The following is a 19,776-nucleotide window of genomic DNA, read 5'->3' as shown; positions in this document are numbered from 1 at the left end:
CAGTCGCGAACCGAGATGGCCCCGTGAGCGCGTGGCAGGGGGTGGTGCTGGTCACCGGTACCGATACCGGTGTCGGCAAGACGGTGGTGACCGCGGCGATCACCGCCGCCGCGCAGGCCGCCGGGCTGCGGGTGGCCGTGGTCAAACCAGGTCAGACCGGTACGGCCGGCGGTGAGCCCGGCGACGTGGACGCGGTCAACCGGCTGGCGGCGCCGCTCACCGGTCGCACCCTGGCCAGCTATCCAGACCCGCTCGCGCCGCTGGCCGCCGCCCGGGTCGCCGAGCTGCCGCCGCTGGAGCTGTACACCGCCGTGGACGCCGTCCGTGGCGAGACCGACAAGCACGACCTGGTGCTGGTCGAGGGGGCGGGCGGACTGCTGGTGCCGATGGGGCTGCGCCCGTCTGGTGAGCCGTGGACGATGGCCGACCTGGCGGTGTCGCTCGGGGCGCCCGCCGTGGTGGTCGCCCGTGCCGGGCTGGGCACCCTCAACCACACCGCGCTGACCCTGGAGGCGCTGGACCGCCGGGCGGTGCCCGCCGGCGTGGTGATCGGCGCCTGGCCGAACACGCCGGAGCTGGTGCACTGGACGAACCTCACCGACCTGGTGCCGAACCTGCTCGGCGCGGTGCCCGCCGGTGCCGGCGCGATGGACCCGGGGGTGTTCCGGCGCTCCGCTCCGGGCTGGCTGACGCCGTCGCTGCACGGCGTGCTCGACGACTGGCGTGCCTGGGCCGAGGAGAGCGGCTGAACACCTCACTTTCGTCAGTGTCCGCCCAGGTCGAGCGTGGGTAGCGTGGCCGCCGTGAGGATCGCGAGGTGGCTGGCGGACGGGGCGTCGGGGGTGGTGCGGCGACAGGGTCTGGCGGATGCGCTGCTCTGGGCGGTGCTCGCCGCCCCGATCGGGTACGCGAGGCTGACCCCGCCGCACTCGCGGCACAACCTGGAGTTGCTGCTGGCTGGGCTGACGGTGCTGGCCGTGGCGGTGGCACTGGGACGGCGTCGGCCGCTGGTCGGGCTGCTGCTGGTGGTGCTCGGGTCACTGGTCGACGGCAACTTCGTGTTCGCCATCCCGGTGTTCAGTTACCTGACCGGGCGGCGCAGCGCCGGGGCGGCCCCGGCGGCCGTGCTGTTCGGCGTGATCGCGGTCGGTGGCACGACGCTGAACCTGGGTTTGCTCGGCACCGGGGCGGGCACCTGGTTCCTGCTCGCGTCGGTGCTGCTGTTCGCCGGGGTGTTTCCGTGGCTGGTCGGCCGGTACCGCCGGCAGCAGCAGGAGCTGGCCGACGCGGGCGGCCGGCACGCCGAGGCGCTGGCGCGCGAGCAGCGCGGCGCCGCCGAGCGGATCCGGTTGCGTGAGCGCGCCCGGATCGCCGAGGAGATGCACGACTCGCTCGGTCACGACCTCAGCCTGATCGCGCTGCGCGCCGCCGCGCTGGAGCTCGCCCACGACCTCGATCCCGGGCACCGTGCGGCGGTGGGGGAGCTGCGGACCAGCGTCGCCGCCGCCACGGAACGGCTGCACGGCATCATCGGGGTGCTCCGGGAGGAGGGCGGCCCGGCGGGGCTCCGACCGGCCGGCGAGACCGTCACCGACCTGGTGGACGGGGCTCGGGAGGCCGGGATGGCGGTGCGGCTGGACGCGCCGCCCGGTGCCGTGGAGCTGCCCGGGATGACCGGGCCAGCCGCGCACGGGGTGGTCCGGGAGGCGCTCACCAACGCGGCCCGGTACGCCCCGGGCGCCCCGGTCACCGTCACCCTCGCCCCCTTCGGGGACGGGATCGAGGTGCGGGTGCGGAACGGGCCGCCACCGGCCGGCCCGCTGCCCAGCCCGCCGTCCTCCGGCAGCGGTCTGCTCGCCCTCGCCGAGCGCGTCCGGCTGGCCGGCGGCGTCCTGGACACCGGTCCGCACCCGGACGGTGGTTTCGCGGTACGGGCCCGGCTGCCGCTGTCCGCCGACGCGGCGGACGTCGTTCCCGCCGAGCCGTGGTCGGCCGTGGTTGCCGAGCCCGGCGTGGGGACCGGCGGTGGTGCTGTCGACGGGGTGGAGCGGCCGGTCGACGCCGCGCGTCGGCTGAGCGAGGCCCGCCGCCGGGTACGCCGCAGCCTGTTGACCGCGCTCGCCGCCCCGGCGGGGCTCGCGCTGGCCCTGTCGCTGGTCTACTACTCGTTCGCCACGGCCGGCACGGTGCTGGACGAGTCGGCGTTCGACCGGATGCGGCCCGGCACCCCGCGCTCCGATCTGGCCGATCTGCCCCGCCGGGCGCTCACCCCGCCAACGGGCGCGGAGAAGGTCGGTTGCGAGTTCTACACCGACGGCAACTTCCCCCTCGCCGAGCCGACCTGGCGGCTCTGTTTCACCGATGGCCGGCTGGTCAGCAAGGAGCGGATCGCAGGATGACCACGGATACCTTCGCGGCCACGCCGGTTCGGGTGGTCCTCGCCGACGACGAGGCGATGATCCGGGCCGGCGTCCGCGCCATCCTCGCCGCCGACCCGGGCATCGAGGTGGTCGCCGAGGCCGGCGACGGGCGGACGGCCGTGGAGCTGGTGCGCGCGCACCGGCCCCGGGTGGCGCTGCTGGACATCCGGATGCCGCGCCTGGACGGGTTGGCCGCCGCCGCCGAGATCCGCCGGGTGGCGCCGGACACGGCCACGCTCATGCTGACCACCTTCGGTGAGGACGACCACGTGGCCCGGGCGCTCGGGCACGGTGCCAGTGGGTTCCTGCTCAAGGCCGGCGACCCGCGCGAGCTGATCGCCGGGGTGCACGCGGTCGCCGAGGGCGGGGCGTACCTGTCGCCTCGGGTGGCCCGCCGGGTGATCGAGCTGGGCGCCGGGCGGTTGGCCCGCCGGCCCGCCGCGCGGGACCGGACGGCCGGGCTGACCGAGCGGGAGCGGGAGGTGCTGGCCCTGGTCGGGGCGGGGCTGTCCAACGCGGAGATCGCCCGCCGGCTGCACCTGGTGGAGGGCACCGTGAAGAGCTACCTGACCAGCATCTTCACCCGGCTGGATGTCCGTAACCGGGTGCAGGCCGCGATCATCGCGTACGAGGCGGGGCTGGTCGACGGCTGAGCGGGGGCCCGGGAGCCCCCGCTCAGCGCTCAGGCGTCGCGGCGGCGCAGCGCGGCCCGGCCCAGCAGCAGCGCCGCGCCGGCCCATCCGGCGAGCAGCAGCAGCCCGATCGCGGCCGGGTACGGCTCGGTGTCGCCGGCCATGAAGTGCGCGCCGGCCACGCCCGGGAAGACGTCGGCGATCCGGTTCAGCACGGTGATGTCCGGTTCCTGGAGCGACAGCGGCACGATCATCAGGGTGGCGAAGAGCACGGTGAGGGTGAGCACCGCGCTGCGCAGCGCCGCGCCGAGGCCGAGCGCGAGGACGCCCACCAGCGCCAGGTACGTCGCCACGGCCACGATGTCGCCGATCGTGCCGGCGGCCGGTGCGCTGCCCCACTCGCCCAGCAGCGGCCGGGCGGCCAGTGCGCCGACGCCGCCGAGCAGCAGCCCGAGGACGAAGATGACCGCGCCGGTGACCACGGCCTTGGCCAGCAGCACCCGACCCCGGGACGGGGTGCACTGCAGCGTGGTCCGGATGGTGCCGCTGGTGAACTCGGCGGTGATCGCCAGCAGGCCCAGCGCCAGCACCGCGTACTGGGTCAGCTCGACCGAGTCGATCAGCACGGTGCCAACGGTGACGATGCCCCGGTCGTCGAGCGGGTCGTCGTTGGTGTTGTCGTTGGCCGCGTAGATGGCGAGCTGTGCGGCGCTCGCGGCCATCAGCACCAGCCCGGCCAGCGCCGTCCACCAGGTGGTCCGCACCGAGAACAGCTTGGTCCACTCGGCGGCCACCGCGCCGCGGAAGTCGGCCGGGGCGGGGCGGGTGTCCGGGATGGTGATCGTGCTCATCGTGCCTCGCTTACGGTCGGGCCGCCGGCGTACTCGACGCTGTCAGCGGTCAGCTCCATGAACGCCTGCTCCAGCGACGCGCCGTGCGGGCTCAGCTCGTGCAACCGCACCCCCAGCTCGTACGCCAGGTCACCGATCCGGTCCACGGCGCTGCCGCTGACGGTCAGCTCGTCGGGCCCGGCCGGCTCGACGGTGGCGCCGGCGGCGGTGAGGCGGGCGGCGAGGGTGGCCAGCCCGTCGGGGTGCGGACTGCGGACCCGGACGGCGACGGCGCTGCCCGCGATCACGTCGTCGATCGGCGCGTCGGCCAGCAGCCGTCCCCGGCCGATCACCACGAGCTGGTCGGCGGTGAGCTGCATCTCGCTCATCAGGTGACTGGAGACGAAGACGGTCCGACCCTGGTCGGCCAGCGAGCGCATCAGCTGCCGCACCCAGCGCACCCCGTCCGGGTCGAGGCCGTTGACCGGCTCGTCGAACATCAGCACCGGCGGGTCGCCGAGGAGTGCGCCGGCGATGCCGAGCCGCTGGCCCATCCCGAGGGAGAGGGTCCGGCCCGGCTTGGCGGCGGCGCGCCCGTCCAGCCCGACGGTGTCGAGCACCTCGTCCACCCGGCGCGCCGGGATGCCGTTGCTGCGGGCCATGGCCAGCAGGTGCGCCCGGCCGGCGCGGGCGGGGTGGATGGCCCGGGCGTCGAGCAGGGCGCCCACCTCGTGCAGGGGGCGCCGCAGCTCCCGGTACGCCCGTCCGCCGATCAACGCCTGCCCGGCGGTGGGGCGGTCCAGGCCGAGGATCATCCGCATGGTGGTGGACTTGCCGGCGCCGTTCGGGCCGAGGAAGCCGGTGACCCGGCCGGGTGCGACGTCGACGGTCAGCGCGTCGACCGCGGTGGCCGCCCCGAACCGTTTCGTCAAGCCACGTAATGTGATCATGCGTTGACGCTAGGCGTGCGGACCGCCGCCCCACTGCGCCCGAACGGCACCACCCGACCCTGACTTTCGTCAAGCCGGGGGCGGTTTGGTCACCGTACGTAGTCTTCCAGCAGCGCCGGTGTGAGCCCGGCCCGGTGGATGGCCTTCAGCGCCGCGAGAAGGTCGTCCATGAGCGCCGGCCGGAAGTGCATCAGCAGGACGTCGCCGGGCCGCACCACCTTCTCCGGGGTCTGGTAGCGAACGACCCCCTTGTGCACGGTCTCGGTCCAGTGGAAGACGGCCTTCATGCCGCAGTCGTGCGCGGCCCTCAGAGTGGTGGCGTCACGATCGCCGAACGGTGGGCGGAACAGTGTCGGGCGCTTGCCGAACAGCGTCTCCAACGTGTCCGCCGCCCCGCAGATCTCCTGCTTCTGGAAGTCGTACGACCTGCCGGGCAGTGACGCGTGCCTGCTGGTGTGATTCTCGACGACCCCACCCGCCGCCTCGATCTGCCGGAAGTAGTCGGTGTGTTCCGCCGCCGCCGGCGAGTTGAGGAACATGGTGACCGGGATGTGGGCCTCGCGGATGAAGTCGATCACCGCGGGCGGACGGGCCAGCGCGCCGTCGTCGATGGTGATGAAGGCGACCTTCTGCTTGGTCGGCAGCCGGTGCCAGAACGGGGCCGGACCGTTCGTGGGCAGCGGCACCGGTTGCGGTGGTGGCGCCGCGGGAAAGACCGGCACCTGCGACAGGTACCAGGCCAGGCTCCCGGGTACGGGCTTCTGCGTCGGCGACGGCGAGGTCGACGGTGTCGGGGGCAGGGCGGACGGGCTGGGCTGGGTCGCGGTGATCTGCCGGGCGTGGAATGTCTGGCCGGGGCTGGCTGCGCAGGGACTCAGCGCCAGCAGGGCCAGAAGTGGGACGACGACACGGATCCGACGGGCGGGGGTGGCTGACACGCCCGGAAACCTACCGAGTTGATGTCAGGAGCCGGTCAGCTCGGTGTGGTGATCCTGTCCTCCCGGCGACGGACGATGAAGGCGTCGGGCATCCGGAAGGTGAGATTGTCGGGACACCACGGCGCGCGGACCACGGTCGTTGCGTCGAGCAGCGGCGCGGCCTCGGCCACCACAACGGCCGCCTCCATCCGGGCCAGCACGTCGCCGACGCAGCGGTGCGCGCCCGCCCCGAACGCCAGGTGCCGGCGCGATCCCCGCTGGCCGGGGCGGAACTCGTCCGGCGATTCGACGACTGCCGGGTCCCGGCCGGCGCGGGCCAGCCAGAGTACGAGGCTGGTGCCCGCCGGCACCGCGGTCCCGCCCAGCGTGCTGTCCGCCGCCGCCACCCGGCGCCAGGTGACGATGGGCGGTTCCAGTCGCAGCCCCTCCTCCACCACGTCGGCCACCGTGACCTCGCCGGTGCGGAGCCCGGCCCGCACCGCGGGTTCGCCGGCCAGCCGGTGCAGGAGCAGGGTGAGGAACTGTGAGGTCGTCTCCTGCCCGGCGACGAGCAGGAAGAAGAGCGCACCGACCACGACGTCCGGCGTGTGCCCGGCCGCGCGGAGTTCGGCGGCCAACCCGCCGCCGGTGGCCGCGAAGTCGCGCAGCACGCCGTGGAACCGGCCCACCTCAGTGGCGAGCGCCAACTGGCGGTCGGCGTCCAGCGGCGCCCAGAACAGCTCCAGTGCGGCCCGCGCGAACTCCTTGACCGCGCCGACCGGCGCGTCCGGCAGCTCGACCAGTCGGGCCAGCACCAGCAGTGGCAGGTCGGCGGCGAGTTCCGCGTAGAGATCGACCGGTTCACCGGCGTCGAGCGTCGCGGTCAGCCGGGCGACCCGGTCCCGGACCAGCGCGGTGAGCCAGGGACGCTGCGCGGCGACCCGAGCGGGGTGCAGCGCGTCGGCGACGATCGACCGGATGGCCGGATGGCTGGCACCGGAGTTGTTGGCCAGGGTGGGCGGCAGCCGGAACCGATGCCCGGCGAGCACCCGCAGCGCCGTCACCGGCATCGGAGTCACCGCGTCCAGCGCGTTGTCCGGCCGGTAGGTGACCGGGTCGGCGAGGACCTCGCGGACCAGCGCGTGGCGGGTGGCCACCAGGTGGCGTACGCCGACGTGGTCGGCCACCGTGGCCACGTCCGGCCACGGTGCCCCGACCGCGGACTCCCAGCTCCGGAACAGCACGCCGACACGCTAGCCGGCGGCTCCCGGCAGGCCGGCCCGCAACCGCCAGACGGTGGTGCGCTTCACCCGGACGCTCTCCAGTGCCTCCGGCACCGGCACGTCGTAGTGGGCCAGCTCGTCGAAGCGGTCCCGGGGCAGGAACGCCCGACCGGGGTCCCCGACCAGCACCAGGGCGCCGGCGCGGGTGGCGCGGAGCAGGAACCGCAGCATCCGGCGGGCCATCGCCTCGCTGTAGAAGGCGTCCCCCGCGAGCACGACCTCGGCGTCACCGGCGTCGCCGTCGAGGATGTCGCCGAACTCGGCGTCAACGCGTACTCCGTTGGCCTCGGCGTTGAGCGCGACTGCCGCGACCGCCAGTTCGTCCACCTCGACGGCCCGCACCGACGCCGCGCCGGCGCGGGCGGCGGCGATGGCCACCAGCCCGGAGCCGGAGGCGAGGTCGAGCACCCGGCGGCCGGCGACCAGCTCCGGATGGTCAGTCACGTAGCGCGCGAGGGCCTGGCCGCCGGCCCAGGCGAAGGCCCAGAACGGTGGGGGCCGGTCACTGCTGAACTCACCCTCGGTCAGCTCCCAGAGCCCGATCGGCTCGTCCGCCTGGTGCAGCCGCACCTCCGGGACGAAGGCGACCGGGGCGAGCCGGGCGTGCAGCCGGACGAACGTGCTGGAGAGTTCGGACACCCGGGAATTGTCCCAGCGACCCGGTGTCCGGCGTGTCGCGGGGGAGCGGTGACCGGTTCACCACCGTCGGTGATAACCCGCCCCGTGCTTGCCGCCCGGTGCGAACACACCCGTCTGGTCGGGTCGAGGCCGCGCTCCTAGCGTTGCGGGGTGGGGACGACCGAACGGAGGACGGCGGTGGTGACGGTGTGGCGGTACGCGCTGAGGCTCGGGGTGGTGCTGGCCTGTCTGAGTGGCGTGGAGCTGGTGCTCGCCGCTCCGGCGCAGGCGGCGTTCACCACCGAGCTGAGTGGGTTGCCGGCTCGGTTCACGGCCGGCGACCAGGTGCGTACGGTCTCCGCGGTGGTCTCCCGGACGGACCGGCGCGGTGGATGCGTGAAGGTGCGCTGGTCGATGGTGCTCAGCGTGCAGGGCATCCGACTCGACCAGGTGAAGATGGACCGGGTGGAGGAGACCGGCGACTTCCCGCTGGAGATCCGGACCGAGGGCGACGTGGCCCGGCTGACCGACCGGCAGCTCGACCCCGGCACTCTCTGCCCGAACCGCACGGTCACCGCCCGCTACCGGTTGGCCTTCGCCGAGGACGTCACCGACGGGCGGGTCACCCTCGCCGCAGAGGCGTACGACGAGAACCTGCGCCTGCTGGCCCGGCAGACGGCCACCCGCTCGGTGGTGGGAGTGGGCGGCACCCCGAGCGCGGCGGCGGAGCCGACCGCGACACCGGCGGAGCCGAGCGACCCGGCGACCGAGCCAGCCGGGGCCGAGAGCGACCCGGCGGAGGAGCCGGTCGGCGACGAAGCGATCGACGCGGCCCCTCCCGCGGCCGGCGCTGGTCGTCCGGTGGCGCAGTCCGGCGGTTTCGGTCTGGTGCAGGCCGCGTTCCTGCTCGGCGGATTGCTGCTCTTCCTGGGGGTGGGGTTGCTGCTGCGGCTGCGTCACCTGACCCGAGCGGCGACCGCCGAGGCGGACGACCCACCGGTGGACCGGCGCTGGGAGCGCCCCCCGACCGACCGCTGGCGGCCGGCCCGCTGGTGACCGGGTCGTGGGGCCGTTGAGGATCTGTCCGGCGTTGGCCGGAGGGCCCGCTGGTGACCGGGTCGCGTTGATCGGGGGCCGTCGGGGCCGGCGGAGGTCCGCCGGCCCCGACGGTGTCACTTCGAGAACGCCTGGAACTCGGCGATCCTGACCTGGTCCCGGGCCGGGCTGGCGGTCGCGCAGTCCGTCGTCGTGGCCGGGTCGTTGTCCTGCTCACCGGCGTAGTGCGGGCCGCCGGTGCACTGGCTGGCCAGCACCTCCAGTCGCAGGTGGGTGGCGAGCGTGGTGGGCACCGCGAACGTCCGGAGGTTGATGTCCCGGCTGTACGCCCGGTACGCCCCGCCGGGGAACGCGTCGCCCGCACTGGTGTAGATCCGCTGCCAGCGCGCCGGATCCGCGCAGTCGGTGGTCTTCGCGTTGCAGGCGGACACCGCGAACGAACGCAGCGCGCTGAGCGCGTTCTGACTGCCGGTGTCCGGGTCCGCGACGATCGCCGGGCGCAGCATCGCGCTGACGTTCACCCGCTTGACCACCTGGGGGGCGTCCCCGGGAAGTGCCACGGTGAGCTGCCGGCCGGCCACCCCGTCCAGCGAGGCCCAGTTCGTCGCCTCGGTGTCGTCGCCGATCCGTTCCAGGTTGACCCCGTCGCCGGTGATGGTGGCGCCGGACGCCGTGGACGCGAGGTTGCGGCTCATCCGCAGGTCCACGTACCCGTCGTGACCGGCCTTCGCGACCACGCTGAGCCGCTGGTGCCCGAAGCCGGGCGCCACGGCGAGCAGGTTGTACGTGCCGGCCACCAGCTCCACGGTGTCCGGCAGCGGCGTCGCCGGGTCGGTGTCCGCCACCGGCACCGCCCGCGCCTCGTACTCCCCGGCGTACACCCGGATCGGCGCGTCGGCGCTGTCGCCCCGCGGCCGTAGGGTGAGCGTCGCGTTGCCGCCGCTCGGCGAGGCGAAGCTCGGCGTCGGGTCGGTGTCGGCGGCGCCGTTGGTGACGGCGTCCCGGCCCATTCCGGAGCGCGCGAACTCGGCCCAGATCAGGTCCTGGTTGGCGCCGCCGAAGCGGAGCAGGTCGGCGGTGAGCATGTTGTCGCGCATGTCGAGCATGCTGACCTGGCTGGCGGCCTGGAGCAGGAACGAGTCGAAGACCAGCTGCGACCAGCGTCGGTTGCCCGGGCACTTGTCCGCGGCGACCTTCCCCTGCGCGCACTCCAGTTGCCGTTGCGGGGTGCCGAGGCCGTACCGCTTCACCAGCGCGGACCGGACCCGGAAGTTGGTGGCGCCCCAGATCTCCCCGTCGGCGTGCACGGCGGGTCCACCGGTGTTGTAACCGATGTCGGAGTAGTTGAGCGGGCTGCGGCTGAGGTCGTAGTTGCGGATGCCGCTGACCAGGTTGCCGGTGACGTAGCCGCCGGTGACGAAGGGCGTCTCGCCGGGGGCCCGCAGCCCGTTCTGGAAGAGGTACTCGGCGGCGAGCAGGTCGCCCCAGGACTCACCCATCGCACCGCCCTGGTGGCCGCCGATCCCGCTGTCCGGGCCGGCGATCATCCGGTTGGTGATCGCGTGGGTGTACTCGTGGCCGATCACCGTCATGTCGTAGTCGCCGTCCACGCACGGCGGGTACGGCCCGCCGGCCTGCGGCTGCCACAGGTACATGTTGGTGGTCGGCGGCAGTCCGTCGCGCGGGGTGCCCTGGTTGGCGTTGTTCCGGTTGCCGCTCAGCGCCCCCTGCTGGGCGCGGCCCTGCTCGGCGTCGCCGCCCAACCCGGCCGGGGTGAGGTTGACGGCCTGGAGGTTCCACGCCGACTCGGTGAAGCCCAGCTGGTACGACCAGTCGTGCATCCGGTTGTGCATGGCGAACAGGTTGGCGATCGACGCGTCCGCGTCGTTGCGCTGGGCGGACGTGAACACGTCCGGGTTGCACTTCGCCTGGTGCCACTGGTCGGTGAACGGGTATTCGTAACGGCGTTCCAGGCTGGGCGGGGCCGGGACGACCGGGGTGCCGGCACCCCAGGACAGCACCGTGTTGGCCGAGTTGCCGCGCGAGGTGAAGGTGGGCGTGCCGGTGGCCGCGTCGACATCCCACGGCTGGCCGGTGGCCGGGTCACGGAAGGCCGCCTGGCAGCCCGGCGCGGGGTCGCCGCACCAGCGCACCCGAGGGTCCTGCCCGGGGCCGAGATCGCGGGGCGGAGTGGCCGGGAAGACGGCCCAGCTCGGGTTGTCGGAGTCGAAGTCGACGAGGTCCTCACGGACCAGCACCTGCCCGGTGATCCCGTCCACATAGGTGGTGAAGGCGGCCGGGTGGTCGGTGTCCGCGCTGATCAGGGTCACCTCGTACCCGGCCCGGGGCCCGTCCAGCGGGGTCGGCACGGCCACCGCGCGCACGGTGTGGCTGGCCACCGCGCTGGCGTCCAGCTTGGCGTCGGTGAGCGCGGCGGCGTACGCCTGCTCGGCCGTGCGGGTGGCCGGTGCGGGTACGCCGGTGGTGCGGGCCAGCGAGGAGCTGACTGAGAGCACCGTGCCGCCGGTGACCGCGACGGTGACCAGGCCGTCCGGCCCGGCCGGCAGGTCGCCGAAGCGCTGCCGCAGGGTGACCACCGCTCCGCTGCCGATCGGCCGGACCAGCACCCGTTCCAGGGCGGCCACCGCGGCGGTGTCCATCCCGAACAGGTCCCGGTTGGCGGCCAGGTAGGCGCGGGCGGCGGCCTCCGGGTCGGTGGGCAGCCCGGTGGCGAGCGGGGCGCGGCCGGGGCCGAGCGCCTGCGGGGTGCCGAGCCGGTTCCATCGCACGTCGGGGTCGGCGGCGCGGGCCAGCCCGCGTTGGCGGGCGTCCGGTGCCGCCGTACCCCGGCGGTTGTCGACGTCGGCGTGCTGGTGCCCTTCGGCGAACGGCCCGGACCGGCGCTCGGCGGACGGCGCGCCGCCGGCGGGGGCTGCGGTGCTGACGCCGGTGGGGAGCAGCGCGGCGACCGTCGCCGTCGACGCCAGGATGGCGATGAGCCGGCGTCGACGCCGGCTCATCGGGGGTGACCACTCCGGTTGTGGCACGGGACCTCCTCGTGGGAGCGGATGACCGGCGGCCGCCGGCCGACGCTGCGCGGTAACGCATGTGCATCTGTGGATATCAGCCGGTCGGGGTGGCGGCAAGGTCCGGGCACGCCGACGCGCCGACGGATCGAGATAATTTAACTTTACAAAGTAGGCAGCCTAGTAAAATGAGCGTGACGCGCGCCGGCCCTGGCGCTGGTTCCGCCGCTGCGACGGGCGGCGCGCTCAGGCGACCGGCGACCAGTCGGGGTCGCGGCCGAAGGCGGCAAGGAGGCGGTCCTGCTCGTCGTCGCCGGACACCCGCACCCCGCCCCGGACCAGGTCGTCGCGCCGGTAGTCGTCGACCCGGCCGGCGAACCATCGGGCGCACACCCGCACCACGTCTGGGTCCAGCCGCGGCTCGGCGCCGATCGCCACCGCCACGTCCCAGCCGTGCACCATGTGTTCGGCGAGGAGCTGCTGGAGGTACTCGTCGGCCGGGGTGTCACCGGCGGACAGGTGCACGGTGCGATCGCGCGCGCCGGGATGGGTGGCGGCGATCTCGGCCTGCGCGGCGGCCTCCCGCGCCGTGGTGGCCGGGTCGGCGCCGAGCTGGTCGCCGTCGAACCGGCCGCCCACCTCGTCGACGGTCCGGCCGGCGAGCAGCGGCACGCTCCACCGGTCCTCGCCGACCACATGGTTGACCAGGGTGCGCACGTCCCAGTCCGGGCAGGGTGTCGGGTCGGACCACTGGCCGGGCCCGACCTGGTCAACCCGGTCGACGAACTCGGCCAGGCTCCGGCGGTACGCCTCCAGCAGATCCATGCTGCCGATTGTTCCGGGCGGCGTGGCGAGGCGAGTGGTTTTGCCGGGCCCCGGCAGGGTGATCCGCGCTGGCCGGCGGTCGGCCGCCCGCGGATCAGTCCAGGTCGGTCGGGTCCAAGCCGAGCTCCCGGGCGGTGACCAGGCGGACCCACTCGCCGAACTGCCGGCGGGAGATCACCCGGTCGTGCACGGCGAACTGCACGGCCAGGCCGTCCATCACCGCGCTGATCCGCCAGGCGGCCCCGTCCGGGTCGGCGCACTGGAAGGTGCCGTCGGCGACCCCGGCGGAGATCACCGCGGCGAGGTCCTGCCGCCAGCGCAGGTCGAGCCGGCGGGAGACCTTCTCCACCTCCGGGGTGCGTAGCGACTCGGACCAGCCGTCGATCCACATGGACCAGGAGGTGGCCCGCCCGGCCGGGGTGTAGAGCTTGAGGATCCGGCGGAGCTTGGTCAGCGGCGGGGCCGAGGATCGGGTCACCGCGTCCAGCCGGGCCAGATCCTGCTCGACCGCGTACGCGAGCGCCTGCGCGAGCAGCCGCTCCTTGGTGACGAAGTGGTAGAAAACCAGGGCTTGACTGACCCCGGCGGCCTGCGCCACGTCCGCCGTCCGGGTGTTGGCCAGACCGCGCTCGACGATCACGTCACAGGCGGTGCGCAGCAGGGCATCCAGGCGGATCTCGGCCGCACGTCTCGTCACGACCGTTACGGTAGCCCATCCGACCGAACACGAACAGTTACCCGTCACCGTCCGATCCGCGACGCGACAGTCGGAACCCGGACACTTCCAGACGGTGCCTTCCGTCGTTTTCCTGAGGGCGTACGTCGAGGTCCGCCGGCACCAGCTGACGCGCCGGAACGCTCGTCGCCCGCCGCGCCACCCGGCGACGGGCATCTCGACCCCGCGACGTCGGAGTGTGACGGCTGCCAACCATCAGGGCAGCCCCCTAGGAAGCCTGGCGGTGGTGGGGCTGGTCCCGCCCGGGCGGACGCGCCGACGCGGACCCCGAGTTGGCAGTCGTTCACCGGCTCGGCTAAAGTTCTCATCCGTCACCCGGGAACGCCGGGGGCGTGCGGACGTAGCGCAGCTGGTAGCGCATCACCTTGCCAAGGTGAGGGTCGCGGGTTCGAATCCCGTCGTCCGCTCGGAGCTGCCGCCACGTACGACGGGGGCAACCTCGGTGGGGTGGCCGAGAGGCGAGGCAACGGCCTGCAAAGCCGTGTACGCGGGTTCAAATCCCGTCCCCACCTCAGCAACAAGGCACGGGCGATTGGCGCAGTGGGAGCGCGCTTCCTTGACACGGAAGAGGTCACTGGTTCAAACCCAGTATCGCCCACCAGCAGAAAACGGCTCGTTACCGGAATCCCGGTAACGAGCTTTTCTGTATGCGCTCGCCAGGTCGCGAGCTCGCCAGCTCACTGCGTGAGCGACGTCAGCAGCTCCCGCAGCCAGGCGATCTCGGTGCGGCTGGTGGCGGTGGCGATGCGGAACAGCCCTCGGCGGAAGGGGTCGTCGGGGAAGTCGTCGGCGCGCAGCGGTCGGTCACCGTCCCAGAAGAAGCTCGCCGGCTGGGTGAGGAAGTCGAGCCGTCGCCGCAGCACGGCGGCCTGACCGGCTGGGTCGTCCAGGTGGCGCAGGAAGGCCAGCAGCGTGAACCAGCGGTTCTCGTCGGTGATGAACAGTTCGTCGGGGGTGCGCAGCCGGCGCAGCAGTTCCGCCTGCCCGGCGGGGCTGAGGGTGAGCACGTGCCGTGGCGCCGCCACCTGGCCGGCCTGAACGTCGCGACGTAGCAGGCCCGCGCGCTCCATGCGCTTGATCGTCGGGTAGAGCGTCCCGTCCGCGATGGGCCGGACGTGGCCGGTGAGCGCGGCGACGCGCCTGCGCAGCTCGTACCCGTGCAGCGGGGCGTCGGCCAGGAAGCCCAGTATCGCGAACTCCAACATCGTGTTAGCTTACCTCCACAAAGGGATACCTCGACTTCGAGGTATCGGTCAGGAGGTAGTAATGCACGGCGCCCAGGTGCGGCCAGACGGCACGACGATTCGCTGGGTGGAGTTGCCCGGCGCCGAGCCCGCCCGGGTCTACCTGCACGGGCTCGGCGCCTCCTCACCGGTGTACTTCGCGGCGGTGGCCACCAACCCCACGCTCGCCGGACGGCGCACCCTGATGATGGATCTGCTCGGGCACGGCATCAGCGACCGGCCGGCCGACGCCTCCTACACGCTGGAGGAGCACGCCGACCTGCTCGCCACCGCGCTGACCACGGCCGGGGTCAGCGCCGCGGAGGTGATCGCGCACAGCATGGGCGGCTCGGTCGCCATCGTCCTGGCCGCCCGCCACCCGCACCTTGTCGCGGCCCTGGTTCTTGTCGATGCCACCCTCGACCCGCAGCCTCCGGGCGTCGGGATCCGCGCCCGCTACACCGAGGAGCAGTTCCTGCACGGCGACGGCCGATCCGAGACGCTCGACCGTGTCGGGCCGGCCTGGGCGGCGACGATGCGACTCACCGGTGCGGAGGCGCTCTACCGGACCGCCTCCCACCTCGGCCGCGGCACCACACCCACCATGCGCGACCTGCTGCTCGACCTACCGGTGCCGCGCACCTACCTCCACCCGGCCGACAGCGAGCCGACGGGTGTGCGTGCCCTCACCGACGCCGGCGTGCGGGTGGTCGCCGTGCCGGACGCCGGTCACAACATCATGTTGGACAATCCGGAGGGCTTCGTGGCGGCCACCGCCGAGGCACTGCGGGCGTAGGCCACGCGCTCGCTTCCGGCTCGGCTCAGAAGGTCAGCAGCCGGAACGTGCCCACGGTGCGGAAGCCGAGGCGGCGGTAGACCGGCTCGCCGACGGGCGTCGAGGTGAGTGCCGCCGTGCGGACGCCCCGCCCGGCGGCCAGGTCGAGCGCGGCCCTGGTCATCGCCGCGCCGATGCCCCGCCGGCGCTGCTCGGGCTGGGTGCCGACGAAGTACAGGGTGAGCAGCCCGTGGCTGAGCCAGGCCACGGCCGTCCCGACGATCCGGCCGTCGTCGAGGCGACCGGCCAGCCTGATCACCGTGCCGTCGCCGGCGAACGCCTTCTCCCGCTCGATCGCCGCCGCCGCGCCTTCCGCCGGGATTCCGGACACCCGGGCGTAGGCGCCGACGAACGCGTCCAGGTCGGTGGCTTCGGCGATGTGCAGGCCGGCCGGTGTCGGCGCGCGCCGGATCCGGCGGAGCTTGCCCGGGCCGCCCGTCCGGACCTCACCCTGGTGCCGGCGTTCGTGCACGACTACGACGGACGGCGCGACAAGCTCGACCTGCTTCGGCGGCTCGCCGAGGAGGGTGCCCTGACCCTCCGTGTCGCCGGCCGGTTCCCGCCGGAGGAGGCGTCCCGGGCGCACCGGATCCTTGAGGCGGGCGGGGTGCGGGGCCGGCTGGTCATCGAGTTCTGACGCGGCGGCACCCGGAGCGCCCGGTCCGGCGCCGACCCACCCGCACGCCGCATCGGCCTACCCGGTCGCGGAGAGCAGCGCCTCGGCGAGGTCGGTGCGGGTGTTGAGCAGCGTGCGGCCCTGGCGCTGGGTCACCACCAGACCGGCCGCGCGTAACGCGGTGAGATGTTGGGAGACCCCGCCGGGCGACATGCCACTGCGCCGGGCCAGCTCGGTGGTGCTCACCGGCCCGATCAGCTCGGAGAGCAGCCGGGCCCGGCCGCGCCCGAGCACGGCGGCCAGCGCGTCCGGGACGCCGGTCGGATGCTCCCAGAGCGCGCCGAGCCCACGGGCGGGATAGGCGAGCTGCGGCGCGTCCCCGGCGGACACGCTCGCCACCGACGGCCACACGAAGACCGACGGAACCAGCACGAGGCCCGGACCGTCCGCGACGTCCGGGGCCAGGCAGTGCCGCTGCGCGACGAGCAGGGTGTCGTCCTCCCACCGGACCTGGCGGTGCAGATCGTTGAGGAGCACCGCCGCGCCGTCCTCGGCGAGCAGGCGAGCGCGGGCGGCGACGTCGGCGTCCAGCAGCAGCCGCAGCCGGGGCCAGTGCGGGGCCAGGGCGATCCGCCAGTACGCCTCGATCTCCTCGGTCAGCCGGCGCAGCCCGACCGGCGGGTCTGCGTACAGGGCGGCGAGCGCGGGCGTGCGGTCGCCCGGGTACAGGTCCAGGTGCGCGCGGACGGTGTCGGTCGGGGTGGCGCGGACGGCGGCCAGTTCGGCGGCCAGGTCCGGGATGAGGCCGGCGGGCGGCGGGGTGAGGAAGTCGGCCAGGTAGCTGGGCCGGGCCGGCACCAGCTGCCAGAGCAGCCCGCCGTTAGCGTCGATCAACCCGGCCTCGACCAGCGGTGGACGGACCCGGCGTACCCAGGGCAGGTGGACGGCGTGGTCCCCGGGGTCGCGCAGCACCCGGATGCTCGCGACGACCTCCCACAGGCAGGAGACGGCGAACCGGATGCGGGCGACCGCACCCGCCGACAGGCTGATGGCGACCACGGCACCCCCGGTGGATTCAGCTGGGACTGAAACATTACCGCCAGGGTCGGGGCCGGCCGAGACTTGCCGTGTGAGCGAACAACACACCCGAGCCGAACTGTTCCGATCCCTGCACACACCAGGGTCGCCGCTGGTCCTGGTCAACGCCTGGGATGCCGCGAGCGCCCGCATCGTGGCGGCCGCCGGCGCCCGCGCGGTGGCCACCACCAGCGCCGGCGTCGCCTGGAGCCTGGGTGTACCCGACGGCGACGTCCTCGGCCGCGACGCGGCCGTCGATATGGTCGGCCGGGTCGCCGCCTCGGTGGCGCTGCCGGTCACCGCGGACATCGAGTCCGGGTACGGCGCGACGCCGGCGGAGGTCGGCCTGACCACCCGCGCCGTGCTCGACGCCGGTGCGGTCGGCGTGAACATCGAGGACGCCCGACGCGACGCCGGCGCGCCGTTGCGCGACGTGCCCGACCAGTGCGCCCGGATCGGCGCGGTGCGGGGCGCGGCCGACGCGGCGGGGCTGCCGCTCTACGTCAACGCCCGGATCGACACGTTCCTCAGCGGCGCCGGGGACGTCGACGAGACCGTGGCCCGGGCCACCGCCTATCTCGCCGCCGGCGCGGACGCCATCTTCGTGCCCGGGGTGGTGGACCCCGTGACCATCCGCGCGCTGGTGCGGGCGGTGCCGGCGCCGCTGAACGTGCTCGCCGGGCCGGGTGCGCCGACGGTGGGGGAGCTGGCCCGGCTGGGGGTGGCCCGGGTGAGCCTCGGCTCGTCGGTCGCGGAGGCCGCGTACGCGGTCGCCCGCCGGGCGGCGGACGAGGCCCTCGGCGCGGGCACGTACGGCGCGCTGGCGGACGCCCTCGACTACGGAACGCTCAACGCGCTGATGCGTTGAGCGACGAGGGCCGTGCGGTGCCGGAAGGAGGCGGTGCCTCCCGCGGTCAGTCGGGGTCACGGATGCGACGGGCCGGCCACCTCGATCGAGGTAGCCGGCCCGGCATCGCGTGATCCGCCGGCGCCGCCGGTGGTCGTGTCACAGCGGCGGGCCGATGTCCCGCCGCTCCTCGACCCGGCGGTACTCCACCGGCTGCTCACTGGTGGTGACCACCGCACGGCGGCGACCCCAGATCAGCGTGGTCATGATCAGGCCGAGCACACCGGCCGCCATCAGGATCCAGCCGACCACGTCGAGGTTGATGCCGCCGACGCTCGCGTCCAGCGCGAAGGTGAGGATCGCGCCGAGCGCGATCAGGAAGATGCTGGTGCCGATACCCACGACAGCCTCCTTAGGGGGATGTGGTGCGCTGTCGAGCCCTTCAGTACCCCGGCGCCGACCAACGCAACCCGCCACCGGCCAGGGTGGCGCTCCGGGCGATCTTGCGATCGGGTAGAGTTCACCTGTCGCCGGGGCACACCGGCGACGTGCGGACGTAGCGCAGCTGGTAGCGCATCACCTTGCCAAGGTGAGGGTCGCGGGTTCGAATCCCGTCGTCCGCTCGCGATCCGCCCCACGGGGCCTGGCTGCCGGTTCGGGCGGTCACCACGGGCGATTGGCGCAGTGGGAGCGCGCTTCCTTGACACGGAAGAGGTCACTGGTTCAAACCCAGTATCGCCCACCAACGAAAACGGCTCGTTACCGGAATACCGGTAACGAGCCGTTCCGCGTTGGACGACGTCGCCGTCGGAGCGCGTTCTGCTGTGGGGAGATCCGCTACGGGTGAACACGGGTGCCGCCCGTCGCCACGACCCGGCAGGGTGGACCGCATGAGACTGCTGGTGCTGGGCGGGACGGGTTTCGTGGGTGGTGCGACGGTCGCCGAAGCGGTCCGTCGGGGCTGGTCGGTGACGGTGTTCAACCGGGGGCTGCACGGGTCGACGCCACCCGGCGTACACCGGTTGCGGGGTGACCGGAGCGCGCCGGGCGGCCTGGCGGCGCTGGCGGGCGGTGAGTGGGACCTGGTGGTCGACACCTGGGACAGCGCTCCCCGGGCGGTGCGGGACGCGGCCCGCGCGCTGGTCGGGGCGGTCCCGCACTACGCCTACATCTCCAGCGGATCGGTCTACGCCCCGCCGGCGCCGACGCACGTCGGCGAGGAGGCACCCACTGTGGACGCGTCCGCCGATGCCGTCGACGGGGACTACGCGGAGTGCAAGGCGGGCGGGGAGCTGGCCGCGACGGAGGTCTACGGCGAGCGGGCGCTGCTGGTGCGTGCCGGGTTGATCCTCGGGCCGGGGGAGGACATCGGCCGGCTGCCCTGGTGGTTGCGGCGGGTGGCCCGCGGCGGTGACGTGCTCGCGCCCGGCCCGGTGGACCTGCCCGTGCAGTACATCGACGTACGCGATCTGGTGGGGTGGACGCTGGACCGGGCCGCCGAAGGGGTCGGCGGTGCGTTCAACGTGGTCAGCCGTTCGGGGCACACCACCATGGGTGAGCTGCTGGATTCGGTCGTCAAGGTCACCGGCTCCGGCGCGACGCTGCGCTGGACCGACCCGGCAGCGATCCTGGCCGCCGGCGTCGTGCCCTGGAACGACCTGCCGATCTGGATTCCGCCGCGTCACGAGTTCCGGTGGTTGCAGGAGCGCGGCGTGGAGAAGGCGTACGCGGCGGGGCTGACCTGCCGCCCGGTGACGGAGACCGTCGCCGACACCTGGCGCTGGCTGGACGCGGTGGGGTCGGTGCCGCCGCGTGCCGGCAAGCCGCGCCGGGCGACGGTGGGGTTGGACCCGGCGCGGGAGGCGGCGCTGCTCGCCGCCTGAAC

At 73.9% G+C, this 19,776-nt stretch carries 20 protein-coding genes and 5 tRNA genes; 13 read left to right on the top strand and 12 right to left on the bottom strand.

The window, feature by feature from the left end:
• Positions 1–44 precede the first annotated feature (44 nt).
• Genes bioD through ACFYPS_RS16285 form a run of 3 tightly spaced genes read left to right on the top strand, consistent with a single transcriptional unit; the run spans position 45 to position 3,073 of the window.
• Positions 45–749: a dethiobiotin synthase gene (bioD, locus tag ACFYPS_RS16295; RefSeq protein ID WP_354963306.1), complete on the top strand. Its 705-nt coding sequence runs from the start codon at positions 45–47 to the stop codon at positions 747–749.
• A 54-nt stretch (positions 750–803) separates the two neighbouring features.
• Complete coding sequence (locus ACFYPS_RS16290; protein WP_354963042.1) at positions 804–2,399, top strand: histidine kinase; 1,596 nt, start codon at positions 804–806, stop codon at positions 2,397–2,399.
• Positions 2,396–3,073, top strand: coding sequence for a response regulator transcription factor (locus ACFYPS_RS16285; protein ID WP_354963041.1), 678 nt, complete (start codon positions 2,396–2,398; stop codon positions 3,071–3,073). The genes ACFYPS_RS16290 and ACFYPS_RS16285 overlap by 4 nt, the downstream gene beginning before the upstream one ends.
• Before the next feature lie 29 nt (positions 3,074–3,102).
• Here ACFYPS_RS16285 and ACFYPS_RS16280 read toward each other — a convergent pair whose 3' ends face one another.
• From ACFYPS_RS16280 to ACFYPS_RS16260, 5 genes are all read right to left on the bottom strand, one after another.
• Positions 3,103–3,903: an ABC transporter permease subunit gene (locus tag ACFYPS_RS16280; protein WP_354963040.1), complete on the bottom strand. Its 801-nt coding sequence runs from the start codon at positions 3,901–3,903 to the stop codon at positions 3,103–3,105.
• Positions 3,900–4,832, bottom strand: coding sequence for an ATP-binding cassette domain-containing protein (locus tag ACFYPS_RS16275; protein WP_354963039.1), 933 nt, complete (start codon positions 4,830–4,832; stop codon positions 3,900–3,902). Before ACFYPS_RS16275 ends, ACFYPS_RS16280 begins: the two co-directional genes overlap by 4 nt.
• A gap of 89 nt (positions 4,833–4,921) precedes the next feature.
• Positions 4,922–5,770 carry a polysaccharide deacetylase family protein gene (locus ACFYPS_RS16270; RefSeq protein WP_354963038.1) on the bottom strand — a complete coding sequence of 283 codons (849 nt, stop codon included), beginning with the start codon at positions 5,768–5,770 and terminating at the stop codon, positions 4,922–4,924.
• Between the two features lie 35 nt (positions 5,771–5,805).
• Positions 5,806–6,993 carry a cytochrome P450 gene (locus tag ACFYPS_RS16265; protein ID WP_354963037.1) on the bottom strand — a complete coding sequence of 396 codons (1,188 nt, stop codon included), beginning with the start codon at positions 6,991–6,993 and terminating at the stop codon, positions 5,806–5,808.
• 9 nt (positions 6,994–7,002) lie between these two features.
• On the bottom strand, positions 7,003–7,671 hold the full coding sequence (locus tag ACFYPS_RS16260; protein ID WP_354963036.1) for a 50S ribosomal protein L11 methyltransferase: 669 nt from the start codon (positions 7,669–7,671) through the stop codon (positions 7,003–7,005).
• Positions 7,672–7,821: 150 nt separating this feature from the next.
• Between ACFYPS_RS16260 and ACFYPS_RS16255 the strand changes: the two genes are divergently transcribed.
• The gene (locus ACFYPS_RS16255; RefSeq protein WP_354963035.1) at positions 7,822–8,706 is read left to right on the top strand and encodes a hypothetical protein; all 885 of its coding nucleotides are present in this window, start codon (positions 7,822–7,824) and stop codon (positions 8,704–8,706) included.
• Between the two features lie 116 nt (positions 8,707–8,822).
• On the opposite strand, the gene ACFYPS_RS16250 is transcribed toward ACFYPS_RS16255, so the two are convergent.
• The 3 genes from ACFYPS_RS16250 to ACFYPS_RS16240 form a co-directional block, all read right to left on the bottom strand.
• Positions 8,823–11,753 carry a M36 family metallopeptidase gene (locus ACFYPS_RS16250; protein WP_354963034.1) on the bottom strand — a complete coding sequence of 977 codons (2,931 nt, stop codon included), beginning with the start codon at positions 11,751–11,753 and terminating at the stop codon, positions 8,823–8,825.
• Positions 11,754–11,978: 225 nt separating this feature from the next.
• Positions 11,979–12,557: a TIGR03086 family metal-binding protein gene (locus tag ACFYPS_RS16245; RefSeq protein WP_354963033.1), complete on the bottom strand. Its 579-nt coding sequence runs from the start codon at positions 12,555–12,557 to the stop codon at positions 11,979–11,981.
• A gap of 94 nt (positions 12,558–12,651) precedes the next feature.
• Complete coding sequence (locus ACFYPS_RS16240; RefSeq protein ID WP_354963032.1) at positions 12,652–13,254, bottom strand: TetR/AcrR family transcriptional regulator; 603 nt, start codon at positions 13,252–13,254, stop codon at positions 12,652–12,654.
• Positions 13,255–13,627: 373 nt separating this feature from the next.
• Here ACFYPS_RS16240 and ACFYPS_RS16235 point away from each other — a divergent pair.
• The 3 genes from ACFYPS_RS16235 (at position 13,628) to ACFYPS_RS16225 (ending at position 13,894) form a co-directional block, all read left to right on the top strand.
• Positions 13,628–13,700 (top strand) — tRNA-Gly (locus ACFYPS_RS16235).
• A 34-nt stretch (positions 13,701–13,734) separates the two neighbouring features.
• Positions 13,735–13,805: transfer RNA gene (locus ACFYPS_RS16230), tRNA-Cys, on the top strand.
• Positions 13,806–13,819: 14 nt separating this feature from the next.
• Positions 13,820–13,894 (top strand) — tRNA-Val (locus tag ACFYPS_RS16225).
• Between the two features lie 76 nt (positions 13,895–13,970).
• Here the strand turns inward: ACFYPS_RS16225 and ACFYPS_RS16220 are convergent.
• Positions 13,971–14,498, bottom strand: coding sequence for a PadR family transcriptional regulator (locus ACFYPS_RS16220; protein ID WP_354963031.1), 528 nt, complete (start codon positions 14,496–14,498; stop codon positions 13,971–13,973).
• A 61-nt stretch (positions 14,499–14,559) separates the two neighbouring features.
• Between ACFYPS_RS16220 and ACFYPS_RS16215 the strand changes: the two genes are divergently transcribed.
• Positions 14,560–15,312 carry an alpha/beta fold hydrolase gene (locus ACFYPS_RS16215; RefSeq protein ID WP_354963030.1) on the top strand — a complete coding sequence of 251 codons (753 nt, stop codon included), beginning with the start codon at positions 14,560–14,562 and terminating at the stop codon, positions 15,310–15,312.
• Positions 15,313–15,337: 25 nt separating this feature from the next.
• On the opposite strand, the gene ACFYPS_RS16210 is transcribed toward ACFYPS_RS16215, so the two are convergent.
• Positions 15,338–15,823 (bottom strand): GNAT family N-acetyltransferase, encoded by a 486-nt coding sequence (locus tag ACFYPS_RS16210; RefSeq protein ID WP_354963029.1) that lies wholly within the window; start codon positions 15,821–15,823, stop codon positions 15,338–15,340.
• On the opposite strand from ACFYPS_RS16210, the gene ACFYPS_RS16205 reads away from it, so the two are divergent.
• Complete coding sequence (locus ACFYPS_RS16205; RefSeq protein ID WP_354963028.1) at positions 15,731–15,988, top strand: zinc-binding dehydrogenase; 258 nt, start codon at positions 15,731–15,733, stop codon at positions 15,986–15,988. The genes ACFYPS_RS16210 and ACFYPS_RS16205 overlap by 93 nt on opposite strands.
• A gap of 57 nt (positions 15,989–16,045) precedes the next feature.
• Here ACFYPS_RS16205 and ACFYPS_RS16200 read toward each other — a convergent pair whose 3' ends face one another.
• Positions 16,046–17,026 carry a DUF5937 family protein gene (locus ACFYPS_RS16200; protein ID WP_354963027.1) on the bottom strand — a complete coding sequence of 327 codons (981 nt, stop codon included), beginning with the start codon at positions 17,024–17,026 and terminating at the stop codon, positions 16,046–16,048.
• Positions 17,027–17,096: 70 nt separating this feature from the next.
• On the opposite strand from ACFYPS_RS16200, the gene ACFYPS_RS16195 reads away from it, so the two are divergent.
• Positions 17,097–17,912: an isocitrate lyase/phosphoenolpyruvate mutase family protein gene (locus ACFYPS_RS16195; protein WP_354963026.1), complete on the top strand. Its 816-nt coding sequence runs from the start codon at positions 17,097–17,099 to the stop codon at positions 17,910–17,912.
• A gap of 138 nt (positions 17,913–18,050) precedes the next feature.
• Here the strand turns inward: ACFYPS_RS16195 and ACFYPS_RS16190 are convergent, their stop codons facing one another.
• Positions 18,051–18,293 carry a DUF6458 family protein gene (locus ACFYPS_RS16190; protein ID WP_387325239.1) on the bottom strand — a complete coding sequence of 81 codons (243 nt, stop codon included), beginning with the start codon at positions 18,291–18,293 and terminating at the stop codon, positions 18,051–18,053.
• A gap of 148 nt (positions 18,294–18,441) precedes the next feature.
• Between ACFYPS_RS16190 and ACFYPS_RS16185 the strand changes: the two genes are divergently transcribed.
• The 3 genes from ACFYPS_RS16185 (at position 18,442) to ACFYPS_RS16175 (ending at position 19,774) form a co-directional block, all read left to right on the top strand.
• A tRNA-Gly gene (locus ACFYPS_RS16185) sits at positions 18,442–18,514 on the top strand.
• A gap of 47 nt (positions 18,515–18,561) precedes the next feature.
• A tRNA-Val gene (locus ACFYPS_RS16180) sits at positions 18,562–18,636 on the top strand.
• A gap of 145 nt (positions 18,637–18,781) precedes the next feature.
• Positions 18,782–19,774, top strand: a complete 993-nt coding sequence (locus tag ACFYPS_RS16175; RefSeq protein ID WP_354963024.1) for an NAD-dependent epimerase/dehydratase family protein — start codon at positions 18,782–18,784, stop codon at positions 19,772–19,774.
• The last annotated feature ends 2 nt before the right edge of the window (positions 19,775–19,776 follow it).

The organism is Micromonospora sp. NPDC005087, assembly GCF_042872965.1.
Classification (GTDB): domain Bacteria; phylum Actinomycetota; class Actinomycetes; order Mycobacteriales; family Micromonosporaceae; genus Micromonospora.
The sequence above is the reverse complement of the archived record's forward strand: the minus strand, read 5'-3'. Positions and strand labels throughout refer to the sequence as shown.

Coding starts and splice junctions, on each gene's coding strand:
- ACFYPS_RS16285 (WP_354963041.1), top strand. CDS start 2,396: ATGACCACGGATACCTTCGCGGCCACGCCGGTTCGGGTGGTCCTCGCC.
- ACFYPS_RS16280 (WP_354963040.1), bottom strand. CDS start 3,903: ATGAGCACGATCACCATCCCGGACACCCGCCCCGCCCCGGCCGACTTC.
- ACFYPS_RS16275 (WP_354963039.1), bottom strand. CDS start 4,832: ATGATCACATTACGTGGCTTGACGAAACGGTTCGGGGCGGCCACCGCG.
- ACFYPS_RS16245 (WP_354963033.1), bottom strand. CDS start 12,557: ATGGATCTGCTGGAGGCGTACCGCCGGAGCCTGGCCGAGTTCGTCGAC.
- ACFYPS_RS16220 (WP_354963031.1), bottom strand. CDS start 14,498: ATGTTGGAGTTCGCGATACTGGGCTTCCTGGCCGACGCCCCGCTGCAC.
- ACFYPS_RS16215 (WP_354963030.1), top strand. CDS start 14,560: ATGCACGGCGCCCAGGTGCGGCCAGACGGCACGACGATTCGCTGGGTG.
- ACFYPS_RS16175 (WP_354963024.1), top strand. CDS start 18,782: ATGAGACTGCTGGTGCTGGGCGGGACGGGTTTCGTGGGTGGTGCGACG.